At 65.8% G+C, this 24,382-nt stretch carries 20 protein-coding genes; 6 read left to right on the top strand and 14 right to left on the bottom strand.

Translation table 11 applies throughout. The features are described 5' to 3' along the window. Position 1: 1 nt before the first annotated feature. The 5 genes from pilQ to B0W80_RS21950 are packed head-to-tail and all read right to left on the bottom strand — an operon-like array spanning position 2 to position 5,060. On the bottom strand, positions 2 to 2,146 hold the full coding sequence (pilQ, locus tag B0W80_RS21930) for a type IV pilus secretin PilQ (RefSeq protein WP_077001281.1): 2,145 nt from the start codon (positions 2,144 to 2,146) through the stop codon (positions 2 to 4). Further along, positions 2,143 to 2,685, bottom strand: a complete 543-nt coding sequence (locus B0W80_RS21935; protein ID WP_077001282.1) for a pilus assembly protein PilP — start codon at positions 2,683 to 2,685, stop codon at positions 2,143 to 2,145. Before B0W80_RS21935 ends, pilQ begins: the two co-directional genes overlap by 4 nt. Next, on the bottom strand, positions 2,682 to 3,356 hold the full coding sequence (locus B0W80_RS21940) for a type 4a pilus biogenesis protein PilO (protein WP_077001283.1): 675 nt from the start codon (positions 3,354 to 3,356) through the stop codon (positions 2,682 to 2,684). The genes B0W80_RS21935 and B0W80_RS21940 overlap by 4 nt, the downstream gene beginning before the upstream one ends. 7 nt (positions 3,357 to 3,363) lie before the next feature. Beyond that, the gene (locus B0W80_RS21945) at positions 3,364 to 3,984 is read right to left on the bottom strand and encodes a PilN domain-containing protein (RefSeq protein WP_077001284.1); all 621 of its coding nucleotides are present in this window, start codon (positions 3,982 to 3,984) and stop codon (positions 3,364 to 3,366) included. Further along, positions 3,981 to 5,060: a pilus assembly protein PilM gene (locus B0W80_RS21950; RefSeq protein WP_077001285.1), complete on the bottom strand. Its 1,080-nt coding sequence runs from the start codon at positions 5,058 to 5,060 to the stop codon at positions 3,981 to 3,983. The genes B0W80_RS21945 and B0W80_RS21950 overlap by 4 nt, the downstream gene beginning before the upstream one ends. A gap of 242 nt (positions 5,061 to 5,302) precedes the next feature. On the opposite strand from B0W80_RS21950, the gene B0W80_RS21955 reads away from it, so the two are divergent. Further along, the gene (locus B0W80_RS21955) at positions 5,303 to 7,714 is read left to right on the top strand and encodes a penicillin-binding protein 1A (RefSeq protein ID WP_077001286.1); all 2,412 of its coding nucleotides are present in this window, start codon (positions 5,303 to 5,305) and stop codon (positions 7,712 to 7,714) included. A 13-nt stretch (positions 7,715 to 7,727) separates the two neighbouring features. Here B0W80_RS21955 and cyaY read toward each other — a convergent pair whose 3' ends face one another. Further along, positions 7,728 to 8,060, bottom strand: coding sequence for an iron donor protein CyaY (gene cyaY, locus B0W80_RS21960; RefSeq protein WP_077001287.1), 333 nt, complete (start codon positions 8,058 to 8,060; stop codon positions 7,728 to 7,730). Positions 8,061 to 8,072: 12 nt separating this feature from the next. Between cyaY and B0W80_RS36245 the strand changes: the two genes are divergently transcribed. Beyond that, entirely contained in the window at positions 8,073 to 8,330 is a 258-nt protein-coding gene (locus B0W80_RS36245; protein WP_077001288.1) for a lipoprotein, read from the top strand. Then, the gene (lysA, locus tag B0W80_RS21970; protein ID WP_077001289.1) at positions 8,327 to 9,613 is read left to right on the top strand and encodes a diaminopimelate decarboxylase; all 1,287 of its coding nucleotides are present in this window, start codon (positions 8,327 to 8,329) and stop codon (positions 9,611 to 9,613) included. The genes B0W80_RS36245 and lysA overlap by 4 nt, the downstream gene beginning before the upstream one ends. Before the next feature lie 7 nt (positions 9,614 to 9,620). Here the strand turns inward: lysA and B0W80_RS21975 are convergent, their stop codons facing one another. From B0W80_RS21975 to B0W80_RS21995, 5 genes are all read right to left on the bottom strand, one after another. Next, a complete protein-coding gene (locus B0W80_RS21975) occupies positions 9,621 to 10,268 on the bottom strand; it encodes a sulfite oxidase heme-binding subunit YedZ (protein ID WP_077001290.1) in 648 nt (215 codons plus the stop codon). A 13-nt stretch (positions 10,269 to 10,281) separates the two neighbouring features. Beyond that, a complete protein-coding gene (msrP, locus tag B0W80_RS21980; RefSeq protein WP_077001291.1) occupies positions 10,282 to 11,280 on the bottom strand; it encodes a protein-methionine-sulfoxide reductase catalytic subunit MsrP in 999 nt (332 codons plus the stop codon). A gap of 94 nt (positions 11,281 to 11,374) precedes the next feature. Next, positions 11,375 to 12,691, bottom strand: coding sequence for a c-type cytochrome biogenesis protein CcsB (gene ccsB / locus B0W80_RS21985; RefSeq protein WP_077001292.1), 1,317 nt, complete (start codon positions 12,689 to 12,691; stop codon positions 11,375 to 11,377). Beyond that, the gene (locus B0W80_RS21990; RefSeq protein ID WP_077001293.1) at positions 12,688 to 14,820 is read right to left on the bottom strand and encodes a cytochrome c biogenesis protein ResB; all 2,133 of its coding nucleotides are present in this window, start codon (positions 14,818 to 14,820) and stop codon (positions 12,688 to 12,690) included. The genes ccsB and B0W80_RS21990 overlap by 4 nt, the downstream gene beginning before the upstream one ends. Before the next feature lie 106 nt (positions 14,821 to 14,926). After that, positions 14,927 to 15,607, bottom strand: coding sequence for a cytochrome c (locus B0W80_RS21995; protein WP_077001294.1), 681 nt, complete (start codon positions 15,605 to 15,607; stop codon positions 14,927 to 14,929). Between the two features lie 74 nt (positions 15,608 to 15,681). On the opposite strand from B0W80_RS21995, the gene yihA reads away from it, so the two are divergent. Beyond that, positions 15,682 to 16,437, top strand: coding sequence for a ribosome biogenesis GTP-binding protein YihA/YsxC (yihA, locus tag B0W80_RS22000; protein ID WP_077001295.1), 756 nt, complete (start codon positions 15,682 to 15,684; stop codon positions 16,435 to 16,437). Then, positions 16,434 to 17,348, top strand: a complete 915-nt coding sequence (locus B0W80_RS22005) for an alpha/beta fold hydrolase (protein ID WP_077001296.1) — start codon at positions 16,434 to 16,436, stop codon at positions 17,346 to 17,348. The genes yihA and B0W80_RS22005 overlap by 4 nt, the downstream gene beginning before the upstream one ends. Here the strand turns inward: B0W80_RS22005 and B0W80_RS22010 are convergent. Together B0W80_RS22010 and B0W80_RS22015 are read right to left on the bottom strand one after the other, a co-directional pair. Further along, positions 17,342 to 18,226 carry a lysophospholipid acyltransferase family protein gene (locus tag B0W80_RS22010; RefSeq protein ID WP_077001297.1) on the bottom strand — a complete coding sequence of 295 codons (885 nt, stop codon included), beginning with the start codon at positions 18,224 to 18,226 and terminating at the stop codon, positions 17,342 to 17,344. The genes B0W80_RS22005 and B0W80_RS22010 overlap by 7 nt on opposite strands. After that, the gene (locus B0W80_RS22015) at positions 18,223 to 19,110 is read right to left on the bottom strand and encodes a lysophospholipid acyltransferase family protein (RefSeq protein ID WP_077001298.1); all 888 of its coding nucleotides are present in this window, start codon (positions 19,108 to 19,110) and stop codon (positions 18,223 to 18,225) included. The genes B0W80_RS22010 and B0W80_RS22015 overlap by 4 nt, the downstream gene beginning before the upstream one ends. Before the next feature lie 182 nt (positions 19,111 to 19,292). Here B0W80_RS22015 and metK point away from each other — a divergent pair, with 182 nt between their 5' ends. After that, positions 19,293 to 20,474, top strand: coding sequence for a methionine adenosyltransferase (metK, locus tag B0W80_RS22020; protein ID WP_077001299.1), 1,182 nt, complete (start codon positions 19,293 to 19,295; stop codon positions 20,472 to 20,474). A 70-nt stretch (positions 20,475 to 20,544) separates the two neighbouring features. Here metK and B0W80_RS22025 read toward each other — a convergent pair whose 3' ends face one another. Beyond that, on the bottom strand, positions 20,545 to 24,153 hold the full coding sequence (locus B0W80_RS22025; RefSeq protein WP_218668933.1) for an autotransporter-associated beta strand repeat-containing protein: 3,609 nt from the start codon (positions 24,151 to 24,153) through the stop codon (positions 20,545 to 20,547). Positions 24,154 to 24,382 lie beyond the last annotated feature (229 nt).

Here is a 24,382-nt window from a genome sequence, read left to right on the forward strand (position 1 = left end):
GTCAGCGCGCGGCGTTACGGTCGGTAATCATCTTCGGGGTGATAAAGACGAGCATTTCTGTCTTGTTGATAACGCGCTCGCGTTTGCGGAACAGCGCCCCCATATAGGGAACTTCACCCAGCACCGGCACACGCGATTCGTTGTTGGTTTCGGTGAGCTCGAAGATACCACCGATGACCACCGTGCCGCCGTTTTCGACCAGCACCTCGGTCTGCACGTGCTTGGTGTCGATCGCGAAACCGGCGGTCGTCGCCTGGCCCACGGTGTCCTTGTTGACGTCCAGCGTCAGGATGATGTTGCCCTCGGGCGTGATCTGCGGCGTCACCTCGAGCTTGAGGTTGGCCTTGCGGAACGCGATGGAAGTCGCACCGCTGGAGGTCGCGACCTGGTAGGGCAGTTCGGTGCCCTGCTCGATCAGCGCCTTGGTCTGGTCGGCCGTCACCACGCGAGGGCTGGACACCACCTTGCCCTTGCCATCGGCTTCGAGCGCCGAGATTTCGAGGTTCAACATGCGCGAGAAGCTCGAATTGAACAGCGAGATGGCGAAGGTGCCGGGTGCATTGCCGTTGCCGGCCACGCCGGTGGAAGGCAAATTGACGAAGTTCGAATTCGTGAAGGTGGTTAGCGCACTGCCCGGGGTCGTCCCGGTCGCTGGCGTCACCGTCGGGAACGCGCCGACGTTGCCGAAGATGGGACGGCCATTGTTCGAGCCCACCGTGCCACCGGCGACGCCGCCGCCGAGCCTCACGCCCAGCGACTTACCGAAGGTGTCCGACGCCTCGACGATGCGCGCTTCGATCAGCACCTGGCGCACCGGAATGTCGAGCTTCTGGATCAGCTCGGCAACCTGCTGCAGCCGCGACGGGATGTCCGACACGAACAGCTGGTTGGTACGCGATTCGGCGATCACGCTGCCGCGCGGGCTCAGGATGCGGGTCGTGCTACCAGAGCCGCCACCGCTGGCCGCACCGGAGCCGGTCAGGCCCTGGGCGATCGTGACCGCCTTGGTGTAGTTGAGCTGGAAGGACTGCGTGCGCAGCGGCTCCAGGTTCTGGATCGCGGCCTGGGCCTCGAACTCGAGCTTTTCCTTGGCGTTGATCTCGTCCTTGGGTGCGATCCACAGCACGCTGCCGTTCTTGCGCATGCCCAGGTTCTTCGCCTGCATGATGATGTCGAGGGCTTGGTCCCACGGGACGTCCTTCAGGCGCAGGGTGAGCGCACCCGTCACCGAATCGGAGGTGACGATGTTGAAGTTCGTGAAGTCCGCGATCACCTGGAGCAGCGAACGGATCTCGATGTTCTGGAAGTTCAGCGAGAGCTTCTCGCCGGTGTAGCCGACACCCTGCGTGAGCTTGGTCGGGTCGACCTTGCGGGCACGCACTTCGACGACGAACTGGTTCTCGCTCTGGTAGGCGCTGTGCTCCCAATCGCCACGCGGCTCGATGATCATGCGCACGCGGTCGCCCGCCTGCTGCGTCGTCACGGTCTGGACCGGGGTGCCGAAATCGGACACGTCGAGGCGGCGGCGCAGGCCTTCGGGAAGCGTGGACTTGGTGAACTCCACCACCAGGTTGCGTCCCTGCTGGCGGATGTCGACGCCCACCTGGTTGTTGGCCAGATCGACCACCACGCGGCCGGTGTTGTCCGAACCGAGACGGAAGTCGACGTCGCGCAGCGGCAGCATGTCGCGATTGCGATTCTCCGAGAAGGCCTGCGGCGTCGAAGCCACGAGCGCCGCACCAGGGACGGGCTCGAGCGACACCAGCAGCGATTTGCCCTGGACCTCGGCCTTGTACGCGGTCGCCTGCTTCAGGTTGAGAACCAGGCGCGTGCGTTCACCGGCCTGCACGACATTGATGGACCGCAGATTGCCCTGATTGACGTCGATCGTCGAGCGCCCGATGGCATTGGAGACACCCGCGAAATCGAGCGCGATGCGTGCCGGCGTCTGGATCGCGAAGCCGGGAGGCGCTGCATTCAGAGGTTGAGCCAGGTCGATACGGACGACCTCCGCGCCGGATTGCAGCGAGGTCGTGACCGACTCGATTGCGTTCTGCGCATGCGCCACGGCCATCGCGCCACAGGCGAGCAGGCCGGCGCCAACGACGCGCAACCACTGCGCGACCTTGAAATTCTTGCGTTTCATTTCGACCTCTCTTGCAACTGCAGCGTCGCCACGCGTTCGATCCATTCACCGGCGGCGTCCTGCACGATTTCACGCAAGGCGAGTTCGGTTTCGCTGATACGGGTAATGCGCCCGTAATTGAGTCCCAGATAGTTGCCGACCCGCACTTGGTAGAGCAGTTTGTCGACCGTGACCAGCCCCACGGGCTGGCCATTACGCATCATGCTGCCGACCATGGCCATCGAGTCGAGCGGGAAGGCTTCGAGCGCTTCCTTGCGCCGTGCCAGTTCCGGTGCGATCAGCCCTGATGTGCTGGGTTGGCTCGAATCCCGGCGCAGGGCTTGCGTCAGCTTTTGCATGTTGAAGGGCTCGAAGGCACTTCCCTCGGTGAAAGCCTGGGGCGTGAACTTCTTGGGTTCGGTGATCGGCGGCACGGTCGGCCGCACCTGTGCCTTTTGATCGGCCATCCAGCGCGCGAGCTCTTCCTGGTCGGAGCCCATGCAGCCGCCGAGACCGAAGGCCGCGGCGCAGAGACACAGTGAGTAAATGAGCCGTTTCATCTCTTCTTCGCTGCTTCGGCAGCGGCGCGCTTCTGCGCCGCCTGCTCTTCCTCGTCCAGATAGCGGAAGGTCCGCGCCGTGGCGTCCATGGTCAACGCACCGTCCTTGCCGGGGGTGACCGTCAGGTTGTTGAGGGTCACGATCCGCGAGAGATTGGCGACGTCGGCGACGAAGGCACCCATGTCGTGGTACCGGCCCGTCACACGCACGGCGATGGGCAGTTCGGCGTAGTAGTCCTTCACGACGACCTGGCCGGGACGGAACAGCTCGAACTGGAGGCTGCGGCCGAGTCCCGCCTGGTTGATGTCGGAGAGCAAGGCGTCCATTTCGGCCTTGCTCGGCAGTTGCTTCTCGAGCAGCGTCACGTACTGCTGCACCTGCTCGCGCTGCTTCTTCAGCAATTCGAGGTTGGCGGCCTGCCCCACCTTCTTCTGGTAGTCGGCCCGCAGTGCGACTTCCTTGGCCTTCTCTGCCTCGAGTTCGTCGTTCGAATTGGTGAGCCACACGAACCAGAGAGCGACCAAGACCACGATCGCGACCAGCACGCACAGCGCATAGCGCGGCACCGCTGGCCAAACCGAAGGGTCATTGGGGTTGAGGTTGCGGAACTGATCGCCGAAGCGCTGCACGGCAGCGCCGATGTCGATGTTGGATGCGCGTTTGGTTGCCATGTGCTGCTCAACCCTTGATTGCGGCAGAGCCCGTGGCGCCCGCTGCGCCCGGAGCCTTCTGGGCGTCCGTGGGCCGCTTGAGGCCGATGCGCATGGTGAAGTTCGCGACGCGGCGCTGGTCGCGCGCGCTCAGGCTGACGTTGCCGGCCGTGATCTCGACCAGTTCCGGCTTGACCAGCCAGGGGCTGTTGTTGCCGAGGTTGCGCAGCAGTTCCGACACACGCTCGTTGGACTGGGCCTGGCCCAGCAACGTGACGGTCTGGTTTTCCTGCTTCATGCTGGTCAGGTAGACGCCGTCGGGCAATTGCCGGACGAGCTCGTTGAGCAGATGCACCGGCATGTTGCGGTCACCCTGGAGATCTTCCACCGCCGTCTGGCGTGCACGCAGTGCCGCGATCTCGGCCTGCAGAGTGGAAATTTCCTTGATCTCGATTTCGAGTTTGGTGATCGCTGCTTGGAGCAGGCTGTTTTTCGTTTGCTGGCCGGCGATTTGCGCCTGGTACCAGAGAAAAGCCGCACCGGCGATCACGCAGCCCAGAACGGCCGAAGCGCCCAGGGTCGCATAAAAAGTCTCGCGCCGGCGCTTGCGCGCAGCCTCCCTGTGCGGGAGCAGGTTGATCAGGATCACTGCAGAAACCTCCGCATCGCGAGGCCGCACGAGGTCAGGTACGAGGGCGCCTCGCGCCGAACTTTCTTCTCGCGGATGCCGCCGCCGATTTCCATGCCATCGAAGGGATTGACGAGCGAGCAGGCAAACGACGTTTGACGGGTCACGGCGCTCGTGAGGCCCGGCAGTGCAGCGGAACCGCCGGCAAGCAGCACGTAGTCGACGCGGTTGTGCGGTGTGCTGGTAAAGAAGAACTGGAGGGCCCGCGCGATTTCCTGGGCAATGCTCGCGACGAAGGGCTTGAGCACACCGGAGCCGTAGTCATCAGGCAAGTCGCCGCTGCGCTTCTTGGTTTCGGCCTCTTCCGCGGAGAAGCCGTACTGGCGCACGATCAGTTGCGTGAGCTGGGCGCCGCCGAAAGCCTGGTCGCGGTCGTACAAAACTTCCTGGTTACGCAACACCTGCATGCTGGTGGTGAAGGCGCCCACTTCGAACAGCGCTACGACCGCGTCGCGGCCCTGCCCTGGAAGTTGCTCGATCAGACGCGCAGTGGCCAGTCTCGATGCATACGACTCGACGTCGAGGATGACAGCCTTGAGGCCGGCTGCTTCCGCGAGGCCCTGGCGGTCCTGCACCTTTTCTTTGCGCGAAGCGGCGATCAGGACCTCGACGTCGCCGACCGTGCTCGCGCTCTGGCCGATCACGCAGAAATCGAGGCTCACTTCGTCGAGCGAGAAGGGGATGTACTGGTTGGCCTCGGATTCGACCTGAATCTCGAGTTCCTGCTCGCTCATGCCGCCGGGCAGGACGATCTTTTTGGTGATGACGGCGGATGGCGGCAGCGCCAAGGCCGCGCTCTTGGTGCGACTGCCGCTCTTGCGCACGACGCGCCGGACGGCCTCTGCCACTTCGTCGAACTTCTCGACATTGCCGTCGGTGATCCATCCGCGCTCCAGAGGCTCGATCGCGCAGCGCTCCAGAACCAGCTTGCCGCTGGCATCGCGGCCAAGTTCGACCAGCTTGACACTGGACGAGCTGACGTCCAACCCGAGCAAAGGCGCAGGTTGACGGCGAAACAGCGTTCCGAGAGCGGCCAAGATAAATCCCGTTCCGTTTGTAACGATTAGAAATATTTGCGTGTGGGTGCATGCTAGCAGGACGTTTACGGCCCACCAAGCGCGACAACCTCAAGTGTTGTATCAAGCGTTGTCAAAAGGGAACGTAACACGCCGGATTCACAACTTACGTCACGAATGCGAGTACTTGGGTTTTATCTCCCTCGCAACACCCGCCTGAGGGGTCCGCTTTTTATAATCGGCGTTGACTTCACCTCCCCCTCATGCCCGAAAAGACACGCCCCAACGGGCCCGCCAAGCCATCCCCATCCACCACGCGCCCCGCCTGGCTCACCTGGCTCGTGCGCATCGTGCTGTGGGGCATGGGCATGGTCGCGGCGGGGGTAGTGGCACTCGCCTGCGTCGTGGCCGTGGCATTGGCCGTCGCCTACCCGAACCTTCCCGACATCTCCGAACTCGCCGACTACAGGCCCAAGCTGCCTCTGCGCGTGTTCTCCTCCGAAGGCATTCTGATCGGCGAATTCGGCGAGGAGCGCCGCAACCTGACGCCGATCGCCACGATTCCGAAGGTCATGAAGGACGCCGTGCTCGCTGCGGAAGATGCGCGCTTTTACGACCACGGCGGCGTCGACTACAAGGGCCTGGTGCGGGCCGGCCTCGCGAACATGAATCGCGTCAAGAGCCAGGGCGCCTCCACCATCACGATGCAGGTGGCGCGCAACGTCTACCTGAGTTCCGAGAAGACCCTGACGCGCAAGATCTATGAAGTCCTGCTCACCTTCAAGCTCGAACACCTTCTGAGCAAGGACCAGATCTTCGAGATCTACCTCAACCAGATCTACCTGGGCAATCGCGCCTATGGCTTCGCGGCCGCCTCGGAGGCCTATTTCGGCAAGCCGCTCAAGGACATCTCCATCGCCCAAGCCGCGATGCTGGCCGGGCTGCCGAAGGCACCGGGCGCGAACAATCCGGTCAACAACCCGTCGCGCGCACGCGGCCGCCAGTTGTATGTGATCGACCGCATGCAGGAAGCCGGATTCATCACGGCCGATCAGGCTGCCGAGGCCAAGAAGGAAGAACTGCACCTGCGCGACGGTGCCGACCCGACGCGCCTGCACGCCGAGTACGTGGCTGAAACGGTGCGGCAGCTGATGTATGCGCAGTACGGAGACAGCACCTACACACGCGGCTTGAAGGTCTACACGACGCTGGTAGCGGCCGACCAGGCGGCTGCCTACAAGTCGCTGCGCAAGGGCATCATGGATTACGAGCGGCGCCAGATCTACCGAGGCCCCGAGAAGTTCGTCGACCTGCCCACCAATCCGAAGGAGCTGGATGAGGCCGTCGACGACGCGCTGGCCGAGCATCCCGACAACGGCGACGTGATGTCGGCCGTGGTGCTGAAGGCGAGCCCCAAGGAGATCACCGCCGTTCGCGGCAACGGCGACACGCTGCAAATCGTCGGCGAAGGGCTGCGGCCCGCGCAGTCGGGCCTGGCCGACAAGGCACCGCCCAACATCAAGATCCGCCGCGGTGCAGTGATCCGCGCCGTGAAGACCCCGAAGAACACCTGGGAAATCACGCAGCTGCCCGAGGTCGAAGGCGCCTTCATCGCGCTCGACCCACGCGATGGCGCAGTCAAGGCCATGGTCGGCGGCTTCGACTTCGACAAGAACAAGTTCAACCACGTCACGCAAGCCTGGCGCCAGCCGGGCTCGAGCTTCAAGCCTTTCATCTACTCGGCTGCCCTCGAAAAAGGTTTCACGCCGGGCACGGTCGTCAACGACGGCCCGCTGTTCTTCGACGCCGGCACCACCGGCGGCCAGCCCTGGGAGCCGAAGAACTACGACGGCAACTTCGAAGGTCCGATGTCGTTGCGTCGGGCGCTCGCCAAGTCGAAGAACATGGTGTCGATCCGGGTTCTTCAATCGATCGGCACGCGCTATGCGCAAGACTGGATCGGCAACTTCGGCTTCGAGCGCGAAAAGCATCCTGCCTACCTGCCGATGGCGCTGGGTGCCGGCGCGGTCACCCCGATGCAGATGGCCACGGCGTATTCGGTGTTCGCCAACGGCGGCTATCGGGTCAACCCATACCTCGTCACGAAGATCACGGATCACAAGGACAAGGTCTTGGTGGAAACACAACCGCCTCTGCTCAACGAGACGATGCGCGCGATCCCGCAACGCAACGCCTTCATCATGGACAGCCTGCTGCAGGAAGTTGCCCGCAGCGGCACGGCCGCCAAGGCGCAGGCCACGCTCAAGCGGCCCGACCTCTACGGCAAGACCGGCACCACCAACGATTCACTCGATGCGTGGTTCGCTGGCTTCCAGCCGACCATGGCCGCGGTGGCGTGGATGGGCTACGACACGCCACGAAAGCTCGGCGATCGCGAGACTGGCGGCGGACTGAGCCTGCCGATCTGGATCGGCTACATGGAAACCGCCATCAAGGGCGTGCCCGTGACGGAGCTGACGGCGTCCGCACCGCCCGGCGTGGTCAACGTCGGTGGCGAGTGGTACTACGACGACTACGCTCCTGGCCGCGGCGTGGCCACGCTCGGCGTCGAGGCAGGGCCGACGCCGTCGGCCGAAGCGATTTCCGGTGCGCCCATCGGCCCGGCGCCACAGCCGGAAGAGCGCAGCCGCATCCTCGACCTGTTCCGCAACTGACGCCGACGCTGGCTCAGCCGGCCGCGAACTGCAGCGCCAGGCCCGATTGCGCGCTCGCCTCACGCGTCAGTTGGCCGAACAGTTCCTCCCCGCTCTTGGTGTCGACCCACGCGCCGCCGTCATGCCGGTAGTGGTAGCCGCCCGAGCGCGCAGCGAGCCATATCTCTTGCAACGGCTTCTGCAAGTTGACGATGAGCTGGCTGCCGTTGAGAAAGGTGATGGTGATCATGCCGCCGACGCGCTGGTTGTCCAGGTCGGCATCCGTCGTGTCGTTGATGTGGTCGCAGCTGCGCTCGATGGCGGCCAGCGCCGCTTCGGCGCGGTCCATGTACTCGGGGTCGGTCATTACAATTTCTGCATGTCGAATGTCCGTCAAATTCTAGTGAGCGCCATTGGCCTCGTGCTCGTCGGGGTCGCGCTCGGCGGCTGCGGCCAAAAGGGCGCCCTTTATCTGCCGACCGATCCTGCCGCCAAAGGCCGCGCCACGCTGCCCGAACTGGTGATGCCCCGCACGGGCGGCAGCGATGCCGCGAGCGGCGGTACCGGCAACACGCCCGTGCAGCCCCCCGCCGACGCCAGCGGCACTTCGACCCCCCGGAACGAAGGAACGAAGTGAGCGACCCGACGCAAAGCCTGCCGGGCCATCCGCACATCGCGTACCGCGGTGGCGCACTCCACGTCGAAGGCGCATCTCTCGCTGCACTTGCGCAGGAGCACGGCACTCCCCTCTTCGTCTACTCGAAGCAGTGGATGCTCGACGCACTGGCGGCCTACCAGCGCGGCTTCGAGGGCCGCGACGCACTGGTCTGCTACGCGATCAAGGCCAACTCCTCGTTGGGCGTGCTGCGTATCTTCGCAGAAGCAGGCTGCGGCTTCGACATCGTTTCCGGCGGCGAACTCGCGCGCGTGCTCGCGGCCGGCGCCGATCCGGCGAAGGTGATCTTTTCCGGCGTCGGCAAGACCAAGGCCGAGATGCGCCAAGCCCTGGCTGCCGGCATCGCCTGCTTCAACGTCGAGAGCGAAGCCGAGATCGACGTGCTCAACGCGGTCGCGCTGGAAGAAGGCCGCCGCGCCGCGATCAGCGTGCGCATCAATCCTAACGTCGACCCTAAGACGCACCCCTACATCTCCACCGGGCTCAAGGGCAACAAGTTCGGCATTGCGCACGATCGGGCCGTGGCCATCTATCGGCATGCAGCCTCGTTGAAGGGCCTGCAGGTGGTGGGCATCGATTGCCACATCGGGTCGCAGATCACCGACGCCGCGCCTTACCTCGAAGCACTAGAGCGCGTGCTCGACCTGGTCGAGGCCATCGAGAAGGCGGGCATCCCGCTCCATCACCTGGACTTCGGCGGCGGACTCGGCATCGACTACAACGGGGACACGCCGCCTGCGGCCGATGCGCTGTGGCGGCAGTTGCTGGCGCGCCTCGATGCCCGCGGCTTCGGCAAGCGCCGGCTGGTCGTCGAGCCGGGCCGTTCGCTGGTCGGCAATGCGGGTGTATGCGTGACGGAGGTGCTCTACACCAAGCCGGGTGAAGCCAAGAACTTCTGCATCGTCGATGCGGCGATGAACGATCTTCCCCGGCCCGCGATGTACCAGGCCTTCCACCGCATCGTGCCGCTGGCGCCGCGCCAGGGCGGGCACGCTGTCAGCTACGACGTGGTGGGCCCGGTCTGCGAAAGCGGCGACTGGCTCGGCCGCGACCGCACGCTCGACGTGCAGGCGGGCGACCTGCTGGCGGTGCTGTCGGCCGGCGCCTATTCGATGGCGATGGCGAGCAACTACAACACGCGCGGACGTGCGGCGGAAGTGCTGGTCAGCGGCGAGCGTGCCAGCCTGATCCGCCGGCGCGAAAGCATCGAGGACCAGCTGCGCACCGAACGCCTGGCCGACTGAGCCGGCATCACTTGCTCATCTGCACGCGGCCGGCCGGAGCGGCCTGCGGCCCACTCTTTCTGTTGCGGACGAAGTTCCACACGCGCCAGCCGAGCAGCACCGCCACGATGGCGGCATAGACGAACACCTCGGCAAAGTTGTTCTTGCCAGCCCGCATCCAGAAGAAATGCAGCAGGCCCAGTCCCGCGATCACGTAAACCAGCTTGTGCAGCGCCTGCCAGCGCTTCGCGCCCATTGCCTTGATGGCCCGATTGAAAGACGTCGCCGCCAGCGGCGTCAGCAGCACGAAAGCGCTGAACCCCACGAGGATGAATGGACGCTTGGCGATGTCCTTGGCGATCTCTGCGAGGTCGAAGCCCATGTCGAACAGGCTGTAGCTCAGCAGGTGCACCACGACATAGAAGTATGCGAAGAGCCCCAGCATGCGCCTGAAGCGTGCCAGCGCGTTGACCTTGAAGGTGACGCGCAGCGGCGTGACGGCAAGCACGATGCAGATGAATCGCAGGGTCCAGTCGCCGGTCGATCGGATCAGGTGCTCCGCCGGATTGGCGCCCAACCCGTCGGTGAAGGCGCCATAGGCCAGCCACGCAAAAGGCAGCAGGCACAGCACGAACACCAGCGGCTTGGCGGCCGGGTGCAACAGCAGCTTGTTCATGGCACGGCCTGGCTCAGTAGAACTTCTTGAGGTCCATGCCGGCGTAGAGCTGGGCGACCTGCTGCTCATAGCCGTTGAACAGCAAGGTCTTGTGCCGCTTGGCGAACAGCCCCGAGCCATCGCCGATGCGCCTTTCGGTCGCCTGGCTCCAGCGCGGATGGTCGACGTTGGGGTTCACGTTCGAGAAGAAACCGTACTCTTGCGCCGCCGCCTTGTTCCACGCCGTGCCGGGCTCCTTCTCGACGAAGCGGATCTTGACGATGGATTTGGCGCTCTTGAAGCCGTATTTCCACGGCACCACGAGTCGCACCGGTGCGCCGTTCTGATTGGGCAGCACCTCGCCGTACATCCCGAAGGTCAGTAGCGTGAGCGGATGCATGGCCTCGTCCATGCGCAGCCCTTCGGCATACGGCCAGTCGAGGACGCGCGAGCCGACGAAAGGCATGGTCTTCGGGTCGGCCAGCGTCACGAACTCGACGTACTTGGCGTTGCCCTGCGGCTCGACCCGTTTGATCAGCTCGGCCAGCGAGTAGCCGACCCACGGGATGACCATCGACCAGCCCTCGACGCAGCGCAGCCGATAGATGCGCTCTTCCTGGGCGCTGAGCTTGAGCAGGTCGTCGATGCCGTACTTGCCGGGTTTCTTGACCAGGCCTTCGACCTCGACGGTCCAGGGCCGGGTCTTCAGCGTGTGCGCGTTCTTGACCGGATCGCCTTTGTCGGTGCCGAACTCGTAGTAGTTGTTGTAGCTCGCCGCGTCCTTGTAGTCGGTGAGCTTTTCCATCGTCTGGGCGCCGGCCACTCCCGACTTCTCACCCTTCAGCGCAGCCAGCTTGCCGGGTGCGGCGGCTTGCGCCAGCGCGTCGCGGCCAGCCCAGGATGCCAACGCCGCACCGGCCACGCCGCCGGCCAGCAGCCTGAGCATGTCGCGCCTTCCTTCATAAGCGGCGCGCGGCGTGATCTCGCTGGAGCGGGGGTGATTGAAGCCGGAATCATCGGAACGAATCAACATGGAGCGCCTTTCAGCTGTTTTGTCGTACTGGGATCAGTTCGTCCCAAGAGCTGATTAGGTTACGCATCGGCGGTTCCTGTGGATTCGTCCTCCGCTACAGGGTGCCGTAGCTGTGCAATCCGCTCAGGAACATGTTGACGCCGAGGAAGGCGAAGGTGGTGACGGCCAAGCCAGCCAGCGCCCACCAGGCGGCCACGGTGCCGCGCAGCCCCTTCACCAGCCGCATGTGCAGCCATGCCGCGTAGTTGAGCCAGACGATCAGCGCCCAGGTTTCCTTCGGGTCCCAGCTCCAGTAGCCGCCCCAGGCATCGGCAGCCCACAGTGCGCCCAGCACGGTGGCGATCGTGAAAAAAGCGAAGCCGACGGTGATGGCCTTGTACATCACGTCGTCCAGCACCTCGTTGGCCGGCAGCCGGGCCGCGATGCGCCGGCGCCCCAGAAGGATGCCCGCGGCGATCAGGGCCGAGATGGCCGCATAGACGAACCAGTAGCTGCCACCGGCTTCCTGCGCACGCTGGCGGAAGGCCACGGGGACGAAGCACAGCGCCACGCCCAGCAGCCACATGGGCGTAAGCCGGTACCAGCGCGTCTCGGTCGCCTGCTCCTTGATGAGATAGGCGAACGCCACCATGGCCGCCAGCGCGAAGGTGCCGTAGCCGATGAAGTTGGCCGGCACGTGGAGCTTCATCCACCAGCTCTGCAGGGCAGGCACCAAGGGCTGGATCTCGTGGGCCTCGCGTACCAGCGTGTACCAGAGCAGGAAGCCGACCGCCGCGCTCACCACCAGCATCACGAAAGCGCCGAGAGCGCGCGTGCCGTAACGCGATTCGTAGTAGAGGTAGAAGGTGGCCGTGAGCCAGCAGAACAGCACGAACACCTCGTACAGGTTGCTCACGGGGATGTGGCCGATGTCCGGGCCGAGCTGGTGGCTCTCGTACCAGCGCACCATGGTGCCGATGAGCGCCATCGTCACTGCCGCCCAGGCCAGGCGCGAGCCGATGAGGTCCATCGTGTCGCCCTGCTTGCCGGCGAAGAAGCCGATCCAGTAGAAAAGGGTGCTCATGAAGAAGAGCACGCTCATCCAGAGGATGGCCGACTGGCTGGAAAGAAAGTACTTGAGCCAGAAGACCTGGTCGGCGCGCGCCAGGTCGCCCTGGTACGAGACGATGCCCAGCAGCGCCGCCGCCGCGACCACGATGGCCAGCACGCTCAAGGGCCGCCAGAACCAGCCCAGCCAGATGGCGAAGGGCATAGTCCCCAGCAGGATGACCTTCTCGTAGACGTCCATCGCATTCGCGTAACGCGAGAACGCGAACAGCCCGCCGGCCAGCACGAGCACGGCGAACACCCAGTCAAAGGCGTTGCGCCGCGAAAGCCAGCTGTCGTGAAGCGTGAGGGTGGTGGTGCTCATGGTGCACTGTCCTTTCGGAGGGCGAGCAGCCGGTCTTTCAGGCGCTCGAATTCGCGGTCGCTGTCGATGGTCTTGCGGTTGACCGAGAAGGCCATGGTGGCGGCCGTGCCGTCACCCTCCGCATCCTTGGCCAGCCACACCCAGAGCCTGCGTTCGCGGACGTAGAGCATGGCAAAAATGCCGACGATCAGCAACAGGCAGCCCAGGTAAACGATGTTCTTGCCAGGGGCGCGGGCCACCTGGAACACGCTCGCCTGCACCTGCTGGAAGTCGGTGAGCATCATGGCGACCGGGGCCGGGTAGAAATGCGCGTCGCTGAGCGCGAGCACAGCCTGGGTGAGGAAGGCCTGTGTCTTGTCGTCGGCGGGCAGGGCGGCGAGGCTCGCCTTCTCGCGGCTCAAGTTCAACACCTCGTAGAGCACGTCGTTGAGGATGCGCACCAGCACCGCCCCGGCGCGCTCGCGCTCGGCCTCGGGCACGTTGGCTTCCATGAATTCGGCGATCGCCTGCCAGCCGCCGTTGCTCACGGCATCGGCCCTGGCGCGCTCGGCGCCGGCGAAGAGCGCCAGCGCCCGCGCGGCAGACGAGCGCAGTTGCTCGGCCAGTTCGGGGCGCTTGGGATCGGTGCTGCGCGCGATGTACCGCTGGATCGCGGTGGAGCGCATCTCGGCATCGTTCAGTGCGGCGCGCATGCGCACGAAGCCGTCCATCGAACCCTGCTCGTCGGAGGGCACGCGCAGGTAGCGGAAGGGATCTTCCGGTCGTTCCCGCATGCCGAGCAGGAAGACCGGTTGGCCGTCGCCGGTGTCGACGGGCACCATGTAATTCTGATACTCCCGGGCCTGGCCGGCCGCGTCGCGCAGCTTGTAGCCGATGCTAGGACCGATGTTGCGCAGCACCTTGGGCTTGTTGGTCTTGTTGGCCGCGCCGAGCCGCGACTCGATGTCGCTTCGAAGATCGACCTTGCGTACGTCGGCGCCACTGGTCAGCGCGCCAGCGTCGGCGAAGTTCTCGACGTTGATCACGCGCAGCGCCGTGTATTCGAGCGTCAGACGCTCCGTGCCGTTGGTGATCTCGGCCGTGTTGCCGATGATGCCTTCGAGCTCGAACGTCTTGGCCGACGCCCCCATGGGCACGGCCTTGAGCTTCACGCTGGAGCCGCCGTCGTCGAAGCTGGACTGGTAGATCTCGATGCCCTTGTAGCTCGCCGGGTGGTTCACCTCGATGCGCGCCGGCACCTGCTGGCCGGTCTCGCGGTCGTGCAGCACGACCTCGCTGGCGAAGAGCTTCGGCATGCCGGTCGCGTAGTAGTCGACGATGAACTTCTTGAGCTCGATGGAGAAGGGCAACTCCTGCAGCAGCACACCGTCGGACTGGTTCAGGATGGCGACGCTGCCCTGCCCTCCTTCGGGCACCAGGATGTTGCCGCGGAAGGTGAGGTTGTTCGGCGACAGGCGGTGCTGCGGCGCCACGTCGGCGATGAGCCCGCCCCCGGTGTAGACGCTCTTGCCGTTGAACCAGGTCTGGGCCCGCACGATCAGGTCGCCGTCGAGCAGCCCGCCCAGGCACACCAGCACGATCGCGCTGTGCGCCGCGATGTAGCCCAGCTTGTTCGCACCACCCGCACGCGCCGCCACCATCCAGCCGTCACCGTCGCGGTGCTGCAACTTGACCTTCCATCCGCCGCCCGCGAGCAACTGGCCGATGCGGTTGGCCGCGACGTCGGGCGTCTCCCCGAGCACGGCCTCCGCTCGCTGGCCGAAGGCACGCAGGCTCTGGACGCGGATGCTTTCCTTGTAGTTCTTCAAATCGGCCAGGATGCGCGGCGTGTTGCGTCCGATGCACAGCGACGTGCTGATCACCAGGAAGGCCAGGATCAGCAGAAACCACCAGGCGCTGTAGATCGAATCGAGCCGCGCCGCGCGGAACACCTCGGCCCAGAAGGGTCCGAACTGGTTGACGTAGTTGTTGATCGGCTCGTGCTGCTTGAGCACGGTGCCGATGATGGACGCGATGCAGATGACCGTCAGCAGCGCGATCGCGAAGCGCATCGACGACAGCAGTTCCACCAGCGCGCGAAGCGCGTGGGGGCCGCTGCGCACGCGTAGGCCGTGGGTGGAAACTGACATGACGCAGGATGAGAAATGCAAAAGGGCGGGCGATCCTCCCTGGGATCGGCCCGCCCTGTTGGGGTTTGTTATCGGCGGTTAGTTCAGGCTGGTGCGCCTGGAAGGATCAGCGCAGGCCGGCGATGTAGTCGGACACGGCCTTGATCTCGCGGTCGTTGAGCTTGGCGGCGACGCCGGTCATCTGCGGGCTGTTCAGGCGGGCGCCGTCGCGGAACTGGTTGAGCTGCACCACGGTGTAGTCGGCATGCTGGCCGCCCAGGCGCGGGTACTGGGCAGGGATGCCGGCGCCGTTCGGGCTGTGGCAGCCGGCGCAGGCCGGGATCTGGCGTTCGCCGATGCCGCCGCGGTAGATCTTCTCGCCCAGTGCGACCAGGTCCTTCTCTTTCGAGAAGCCGGGCTTGACCTTCTTGGCGCCGACGAAATACGCGACGTTGCGCATGTCTTCGTCGGACAGGGCCGAGGCCAGCGGCTTCATGATGGCGCTCTTGCGCTTGCCGGACTTGAAGTCCTGCAACTGCTTGAGGATGTATTCGGGGTGCTGCTGCGCCAACTTGGGGTTGGCCGCGATGGCCGAGTTGCCGTCTGCGTTGTGGCACGACGCGCAGCTCTGGCTGTTGGCCGGGGTGTTGTTGAAGATGGTGTCGCCCTTGGCGGGATCGGGCTTGGCAGCCTTGGCAGGCGCCGCGGCGGCGGCCGGCTTGCTTGCTTGATCGTCGTCTGCCGCGACGCTGGTGCTGGCGGCGACGCCCATGAGGGCTGCAAGCAGGATACTGGCGAACAACTTCATATCGGGGGCTTGGGATTTATGGCGCAAAACCGGCGGATTCTACAATGTGACGCCCCGTGACCCTGGCTCCAACGATGACCGCTCCGAGCCGCAAGCCGGCAACCCCCTATCCCCGCAAGACCGCCGTCGCCGACAGCGCGGCCGCCGAACGCTTCCGCGCCGCCCGCGGTTGGCTGCATACCGCGCACTTCCTCACCAGCGCTCCGCAGCTCGAACACCTGCCGCCCGTCGGGCTGCCAGAAATCGCCTTCGTCGGCCGTTCGAACGCCGGCAAGTCCACCGCCATCAACACGCTGACCCAGCAAACGCGCCTGGCCTACGCCTCGAAGACGCCGGGCCGCACCCAGCACATCAACCTGTTCGGCGTCGGCCGGCAGAAGACGGACGACGCAGTGCTGGCCGACCTGCCCGGCTACGGCTATGCGGCCGTGCCGCGCGAGGCCAAGCTGCGCTGGCAACGTGTGATGGGCAATTACCTGATGACGCGCGAGAGCCTGCGCGGCGTGGTGCTGATGTGCGATCCGCGCCATGGCTTGACCGAGCTCGACGACATCCTGCTCGAGGTGATCCGCCCGCGCGTCGAGCAGGGCCTCAAGTTCCTGGTGCTGCTGACCAAGGCCGACAAGCTCTCGCGCGCCGAGGGCGCCAAGGCGCTGTCGATCGCGCGACTACAGGCCGGCGGCGGCGAGGTCAAACTGTTCTCCGCCTTGAAGCAACAGGGCGTGGACGAAACGGCCGAGCTGCTGTGGCACTGGACGCATCCGCAGAAGACCGACGAAGATGCGTCCGCCGAGTCGACAGAAGGAAAAGAAAGAGACAGCCCGCCATGATCCAGACCTTTGCCCGCACGCTGCCCAACGGCACCACGCTCAGCTGCCGCGCCGCCGGCGAGCCCGGCCGCCCGTTGATGGTGTTCCTGCACGGCTTTCCGGAAGCCGCCTTCATCTGGGACGAGCTGATGGAGCACTTCAGCCGGCCGGAGCATGGCGGCTGGCGCTGCGTGGCGCCCAACCTGCGCGGCTTCGAGAAGTCCAGTTCGCCCAAGGAGGTCGAGGCCTATCGCGCGCATCTGCTGGTCCAGGACATCGAGCAACTGGCGCGCAGCGAACGCGACGACGGCCGCATCGAAGTGCTGATCGCGCACGACTGGGGCGGCGCCTTCGGCTGGGGCTACGGCAACCAGCACGGGGACACGCTGGGGCGGCTGGTCATCATCAACTCGCCGCACCCGGGCACCTTCATGCGCGAGTTGCGCGACAACCCGGCCCAACAGGCGGCCAGCATGTACATGAACTTCCTGGCGCGGCCCGACGCCGAGGCCATGCTTTCGGCCGACGACTACAAGCGCCTGTGGCTGTCGTTCACCCAGATGAAGGCCGGACCCGACGGCTATGGCTGGCTCACCGAAGAGGTCAAGAACCAGTACCGCGAGGTCTGGGACCACGGACTCACGGGCGCCTGCAACCTCTACCGCGTGACGCCGATGAAACCGGCGATTCCCGGCAAGCCGGCGGCCGAGTTTCCCGAACTGCCGCGCGAACGGCTGGTGGTGAACGTGCCGACCTTCGTGTTCTGGGCCCTGGACGACGCTGCATTGCTGCCAGGCCTGCTCGAAGGTTTGGAAGACTACGTGCCGAAACTCGATCTCAAGAAGGTGCCCGACGCGACCCACTGGATCGTGCACGAACAGCCGCAATACGTGGCCAGCGAGATCGAGGCTTTTCTCGCGCGCACTCAGTAGACCGACGCCGCGCCATCGGGCCGAGTCTTGAAGCGCCGGTGCACCCAGTAGTACTGCGAGGGCATGGTGTCGATGTAGCCCTGCAGGCGCTCGTTCATCAGCGCGGTGTCGGCCACCACGTCCTCGGTCGGGAAGTCGGCCCAGGCGGGCAGCACCTCGATTTCGTAGCCCGTGGGCGTGAGCTTGGAAACCACCGGCACGACCTTGGCACGACCCAGCCGTGCGAAGCGCGACAGCGACGGCACCGTCGCGGCGGGCACGCCGTAGAAGGGCACGAAGACGGTCTGGTCGCGGCCGAAGTCCATGTCGGGCAGCAGGTACAGCAGCCCGCCCTTGCGCAGCCCCGCGATGATCGGCTTGATGCCATCGACCCGGTTCAGCGTGATCACGTTGCCGAAGCGCTTGCGGCCCTCTTTGATCCACGCATCCACCATCGGGTCGCGCTGGGTGGTATAGATGGTGGTGGAAGGCCGTGCCGTGTGCATGGTCAGGGCCGTGGCCGCGGCATCGAGGCCATAGAAGTGCGGCGCGAACAGGATCATCGGGTCGGTACCGTTGGCGATCTCGTCGATCTCGCCGGAAGCGCCCTTCACCTTGAGGCGGGCCGCCACGGTGGCTTCGGGCGCATGCCAGAGCCAGCCCCGATCGAGCCATGATTGCGCGACGTAGACGAAGGTCTCGCGCGCGATGCTTCGCCGCTCGGCCTGCGACTTCTCGGGAAAGCACAGGGCGAGGTTGGCATCCACCACCTTGCGCCGCGACCCTGCCACGCTGTGCAGCACGTGGCCCAGGAACGTGCCGAAACCGCGTACCACGGGCAGTGGAACGTGAGCCAAGGCGCGCATGAACCCGATGCCGATCTGGGAAAACAAGCTCATGGCGTCGACTCCGCCACGACCGGCGCTTCACCGCGCGGCTGCTTGTAGCGCGCGTAGTCCCAGACGTACTGCCCCGGCAGCGCGCGGATCAGCGCGGCGATGCCCTCGTTCATGGCCGCCGCGGCGGCCTCGGGCGTGGCCTTCGGATCGCCCAGCGCGGTTCCCTCGCAAGGCGTCAGGCGAATGGCGTAGCCCGCACCGCGCGGAAGCCGCTCGCACACGCCGAAGAACACGCGCGCACCGGTCTGCTGCGCCAGCCGCGGCAGCAGGGTCATCGTGTAGGCAGGCCGCCCGAGGAAGGGCGCCCACACGCCCTGCCCCAGCGGCGGCACCTGGTCGGGCAGGATGCCCGTGTAGCCACCCTGGCGCAGCGTGCGAATGAGGCCGCGCACGCCCGCGACGCTGGTCGGCAGCGTCTGCAAACCGCGCCGTTCGCGCGAGCCCGAGGCGAGCAGGTCGGCCATCCACTTCTTGCGATGCGGCCGGAACAAGGCGGTGATCGGTCCATGCGTGCCGACGAAGCGCTCGCCGAGCGCCTGCCCCAGGATTTCCCAGCAGCCGATGTGCGGCGACGCGATGATCACGCCCTTGCGGGCCGCGAGCGCGGCCTCGAGTTCGTCAACGCCATCCCAGCGGACGATGCGCGGCAGCACGCTTTCGTCCTGCCCGCGCGCCCAAAGCCACGGCAGTTCCGCCGCCATCGCACCCGCGGCGCCGATGGCGGGGCGGTACTGGTCGGGGCTGAAGCCGGCACGCTCCGCGTTCTCTCGAAAACGCCGACGGTAGGTCGGCGAGCCCCACCAGACGAGCCAGCCCAGGCAGCGGCCGGCGGCCTGCATCCATCGCAGCGGCACGTGGGCGAGCAGTCGAAACAGAAAAATCATCCAGTCGGAGGGGGTGGAAAACCAGGCGCGCGCGCAGCGTACCGCGCGGCTCGAATAGAATGCAAATTGTCGCTGAGTTATGGAACTACTTGCAGGGCGACGTTAAACATCACTGCTAAAGCGTTCGCCAGACTCCCGACGGATCGGCAACGCGCCGATTCAACCACAGGAGTTTTCACGACATGGCGAACGACTTTCTCTTCACTTCCGAATCCGTTTCCGAAGGCCACCCCGACAAGGTTGCCGACCAGATCTCGGATGCCATCCTCGACGCGATCTTCGAGCAGGACCCCCGCAGCCGCGTGGCCGCCGAGACGCTGACCAACACCGGCCTCGTGGTGCTGGCCGGCGAGATCACCACCAACGCGCACGTCGACTACATCCAGGTCGCACGCGACACCATCAAGCGCATCGGCTACGACAACACCGACTACGGCATCGACTACAAGGGCTGCGCCGTGATGGTCTGCTACGACAAGCAGTCCAACGACATCGCCCAGGGCGTGGACCACGCGAGCGACGACCACCTGAACACCGGTGCCGGCGACCAGGGCCTGATGTTCGGCTACGCCTGCGACGAAACGCCCGAGCTCATGCCCGCGCCGATCTACTACGCCCACCGCCTCGTGGAGCGCCAGGCCCAGTTGCGCAAGGACGGCCGCCTGCCCTTCCTGCGCCCCGACGCCAAGAGCCAGGTGACGATGCGCTACGTCGACGGCAAGCCGCACAGCATCGACACCGTGGTGCTCTCCACGCAGCACCATCCCGACCAGAGCGAAACGCCGACCAAGATGAAGGCGTCGTTCAACGAAGCCATCATCGAAGAGATCATCAAGCCGGTGTTGCCGAAGGAATGGCTCAAGGACACCAAGTACCTGATCAATCCGACCGGCCGTTTCGTCATCGGCGGCCCGCAGGGTGATTGCGGCCTCACCGGCCGCAAGATCATCGTCGACACCTACGGCGGCGCCTGCCCTCACGGCGGTGGCGCCTTCTCGGGCAAGGATCCGAGCAAGGTCGACCGCTCGGCGGCCTACGCCGCGCGCTACGTGGCCAAGAACATCGTGGCTGCCGGCATCGCGCGCCAGTGCCAGATCCAGGTCGCTTATGCGATCGGTGTCGCACGCCCGATGAACGTCACGGTCTACACCGAGGGCACCGGCAAGATTTCCGACGAGAAGATCGCCGCGCTGGTGCAGGAACACTTCGACCTGCGTCCGAAGGGCATCATTCAAATGCTCGACCTGCTGCGCCCGATCTACGGCAAGACCGCCGCCTACGGCCACTTCGGGCGCGAAGAGCCCGAATTCAGCTGGGAGCGCACCGACAAGGCTGCGGTCCTGCGCGCCGCGGCAGGCCTTTAAGCCTTCTGCTGCCAGCGACACGGCAAGTTGTCGCGCGGCTCGCCTGCCACACGGCGGACGAGCCGGCGTTTCACCAATGCATCCGCAGGCCGGCCGAGGCGTTGAGTTGCGACTTCACGCGTGACTCGCCGCCGACGGCCCACAGCCTGCCGACCTCGCCATACACGCTGGTCGACGCGTCGAGCGACAAGGTGAAGCCCGCCGACAGTTCCGCAGAAGCGCCGCCGGTGCTGCTGACGATGGACGTCACGGCGGCCGGACTTGAGAAACGGGCTACGTCGTTTCCGCGCGAGGCTCTGTAGAGATTCAGCCGCGCATAGGGCTGAAGCCGGCCTGCGCCGGTAAGCACATCCCCCTTGAGGCGTATCCCGAGGCGAGCCAGCCAAGTTTCGGCCCGGTCCTGCTGCACGCGAGCACCAACGATGTCGACTGCGTCGAGCTCGTTGTGCAGATGCACCAGCTGCAACTGCGGCTCGACGTGCCAGCCCTCGCCGAGCCTGAACAGCTGCCCGGTTTCCAGCGACGCACTCAGGCTGCCGCCCTTGCCTTCGACACGCTGGCCGCCGAACGGCTCGAGCACGTAACGATGCCGGCCAGCCTGCAGCACCGCATCGACGTAGAAGCCCTCCGCATCGCGGTAAGTCGCGTAGCCACCCGCGTACTGGTTGCGCAACTCGTTGCTGCCCACCGCCAGGTTGGCCACCCCGCGCGCGAAACCTCTGACGCGCGCATCGCCGTCGAGCTGGCCGATGTAGATGCCAGCACGCCAATCCGAATCGACCCACAAATCGGTGCCGGCCTGGATTCCGCCCAGTCGTAGCTCGCTCCAGGGTGTGACCATGCCCGCCTGCCGAAGAGTCCGGCCGGCGCCGACCACTCGACTCCAGAAGCGGTGCCCGTCTCGAGGTTGTCCTTCCGTGTCGCTCGCCGACGAACGCAAACCACGATCGTCATCGCCGATGCGCTGGTGCAGGTTGCCCAGCATGACGAGGTGACCCTGGCGCAATTGCTCGGGCAACGCGGCAAGGAGGGGGACCTCGGCGCGGTAGGTTGGAAGCAAGATGGCCGCAAGCGAATCGGTAGGAGGCTTCACCGTCTCCGTCGACGTTGCCGCTGCCGAGGACGGGGCCGTTGCCTCTGACGGAGCCTTGGCCGGTTCGGACGAAGCTGCCACGGCAGTGGAGCGCAGGTACCAGTTCTGCCCGGCACCACGGAGATCGCCGGCATGCAGGCGGTATTCGTAGGCACCGGCGTCCACGTGCTCGCCCAGCAGGGAGAAGGCATCCCGGGTGCCCTGAGCCGTGGTGGCGGCGCCGTTGCTGGCGCCGACGAGCTCGATGCCGTTTCCGGTCGTCAGTGCACCCAGGCCACCCTGGTTGAGAACCTGGATGACGGTACGGCCGCTGGCGATGGCGCCAGCGCCATCGAGGACGAGGCGATCGCTGACGCTGCTGCTGCTCTCGAGGAAAGTGCCCAGCCGCAAGACGCCACGGGTTCCGGCATAAGCACCGGTGACGGTGAGCGTCGTTCCGGGCACGACGCCGACCAGCGACACCACCCCACCGTTGTTGAGGCCGGCCATTCGCTGGCTGAAGCCGGCCAGGTCGATCACAGCGCCCGGGACGACGTCGTGCACGGAGCCCGCACTGAAGGTGCCGGCAACCGCGGCGCGCAGCGTGCCCTCGTTGACCGCCGTGGTGCCGGCATAGGTGTTGACACCGGCAAGGACGAGGGTGCCGCTTCCAATCTTGCTGAGCATCCCCGGGCCGCTGATGCCGCCGGCGATGGTCGCAGTGAAGGGGCCTGTGTCGATGGTTGGATCCACGGCATCGGTGAACACGATGGGATTGGCCACGACAAGGCGATCGGCAGCGAAACGAAGGGTGGTGCCTTCGTGCATGGCGAGGCCTCCGCTGCCCAAGGCATTGTTGTTGCCGATGGCGATTCCACCCTGCTTGAGGTCGGTGCCGCCGCTGTAGCGGTTTTCGGCTGCAAGTGTCAGCATGCCGCCCCCGGTCTTGATCAACTTGCCGATGCCGGTGACGGTGTTCGCCAGCGTGGCATCGGAGGGCTGGTCGATGTGCAGTTCGGCGGCGTTGTCGATGCGCCCGCTACCGAAGCTTGCCGCATGGCCGCGCAGGGTGCCGGTCCGGATCGTCGTGCCGCCCTCGTAGCTGCCGGCATTCGCGAGCACGAGCGTGCCCGCGCCGTCCTTGGTCAAGGCCCCCTGCCCCGTGACTGCCTGTTCAACCGCAAAGGTGGCATCGACGCCGACGATGTCGATGCCGCCGCCGTTCGCGCCCAAGAAGACGTTGCGCGATGTCGCCTCGAACGCAGTGCCGGTGACCTGGAGGGTTCCGCCATCGAGTGCGAGGCGGCCTGACCCGAGCGGACGATCGGCAGACACAGACAGCTTTCCGTCGATGATCGTCGTGCCGCCGCTGTAGGTGTTGGCACCGGTGAGGGTCAAAGTGCCGGAGCCTCGCTTGACCACCGCTCCACTGCCGCTGATGGCCCCCGGGAAAGTGCTCGCATCGCCGCGGTTGAAGACCAGCGCGCCATTGTTGGTCACGTCACCCACGATGGCCCCATGGCTGCCGCCGTCGCCCACCTGGAGGGCGCCCGCATCGATGACGGTGCCGCCCGTGTAGCTGCTCGTGCCCGTCAGGACCAGCGTACCGGCACCTGTCTTGCCGAGCGAGCCACGGCCGCTGACGGCGTTGGCGAACACGGCATCGACGGGCTGGTCGATCAGAAGCGCTGCGTTGTCGACGATGCCACCACTTCCGAAGCTGCCGGCGCTGCCGACCAAGGTGCCGGCGTGCAGCGAGGTGCCACCGGCGTATCGATTGGTGCCCGAGAGCACAAGCGTCCCTGCGCCTTCCTTGCTCAGACCGCCGGGGCCCGCCAGCGCCTGGGGCACGGTAAAGGTGGTGTCGGATTGGACGATGTCGAAACCGCCTCCGGCGACACCCCACGTGATGGTCCTGGGCGTCGAGACGAAGGCACCTCCGGTGACTTGCAGGGTGCCTCCATCGAAGGTCATCGAGCCCGAGCTGGAGCCGAGGTTGGCGTCGGCCGAGACCGACAGTTTGCCCTCCGAGAGCACGGTGCCGCCGGCATAGGTATTCGGCCCCGTCAACGTGAGGATGGCAGCACCGCGCTTGACGAGGAAGCCCGTTCCGGCAACGACCCCGGCCAGACGAAGATCGGCGTCGGTCTGAAACCCACCGCCGCCGGCCCAGAGGACGATGGCGCGACCTGTCGTGAGGGCCACTGTGTTCTGCAGGGCACCGCCGTCGAGCGTCAGCGTCGAGTCGGACGCTCCGAGATTCTGATCGGCTTCGATCGACAGCCGGCCTCCGGTGACGATGGTTCCACCGCTGTAGGTGTTGGCGGCCGCCAGCACCAGGCGGCCGGCGCCTGTCTTCACCAGGCCGATGCTGCCGGCGTGGGCACCGGCTCCGCCGGACCCGGTCTGATCGGCGATCACATCGCTGACGGTCTGCAAATTGCCGACGTCCGGTGCAAATGTCAGCGCGCTGGAGCCCCCTTGCATGAAGATGCCGGAGCCGAAGGCAGCACCGCCTTGCGCACCGCCGCCGCCGGCCGCGCCGCCAGCCACGCTGTTTCCGCGCACCTCGAAGCGGCCGCCCAATGTGAGCGAACCACCGTCCATGACGAAGACTGCGCCTCCCATGCCGGCGCCGCCACCACCGCCGCCATTGGCCGGCGACGGCACTCCGGAGTAATCGGCGCCTCGTCCGCCATGGCCTCCGCCAAAGCCCCCGGCTCCAGCGCCGGAGACCGCTGAACCACCGCCACCGCCACCGAAGCCGCCGGCCGCGCCGGCAAATGCATACGTTCCACCGCCGCCGCCGCCGAAGCCGCCCGCGCCGCCCGAGCCC

This window comes from Variovorax sp. KK3, assembly GCF_001984055.1.
Lineage (GTDB): Bacteria > Pseudomonadota > Gammaproteobacteria > Burkholderiales > Burkholderiaceae_C > Variovorax.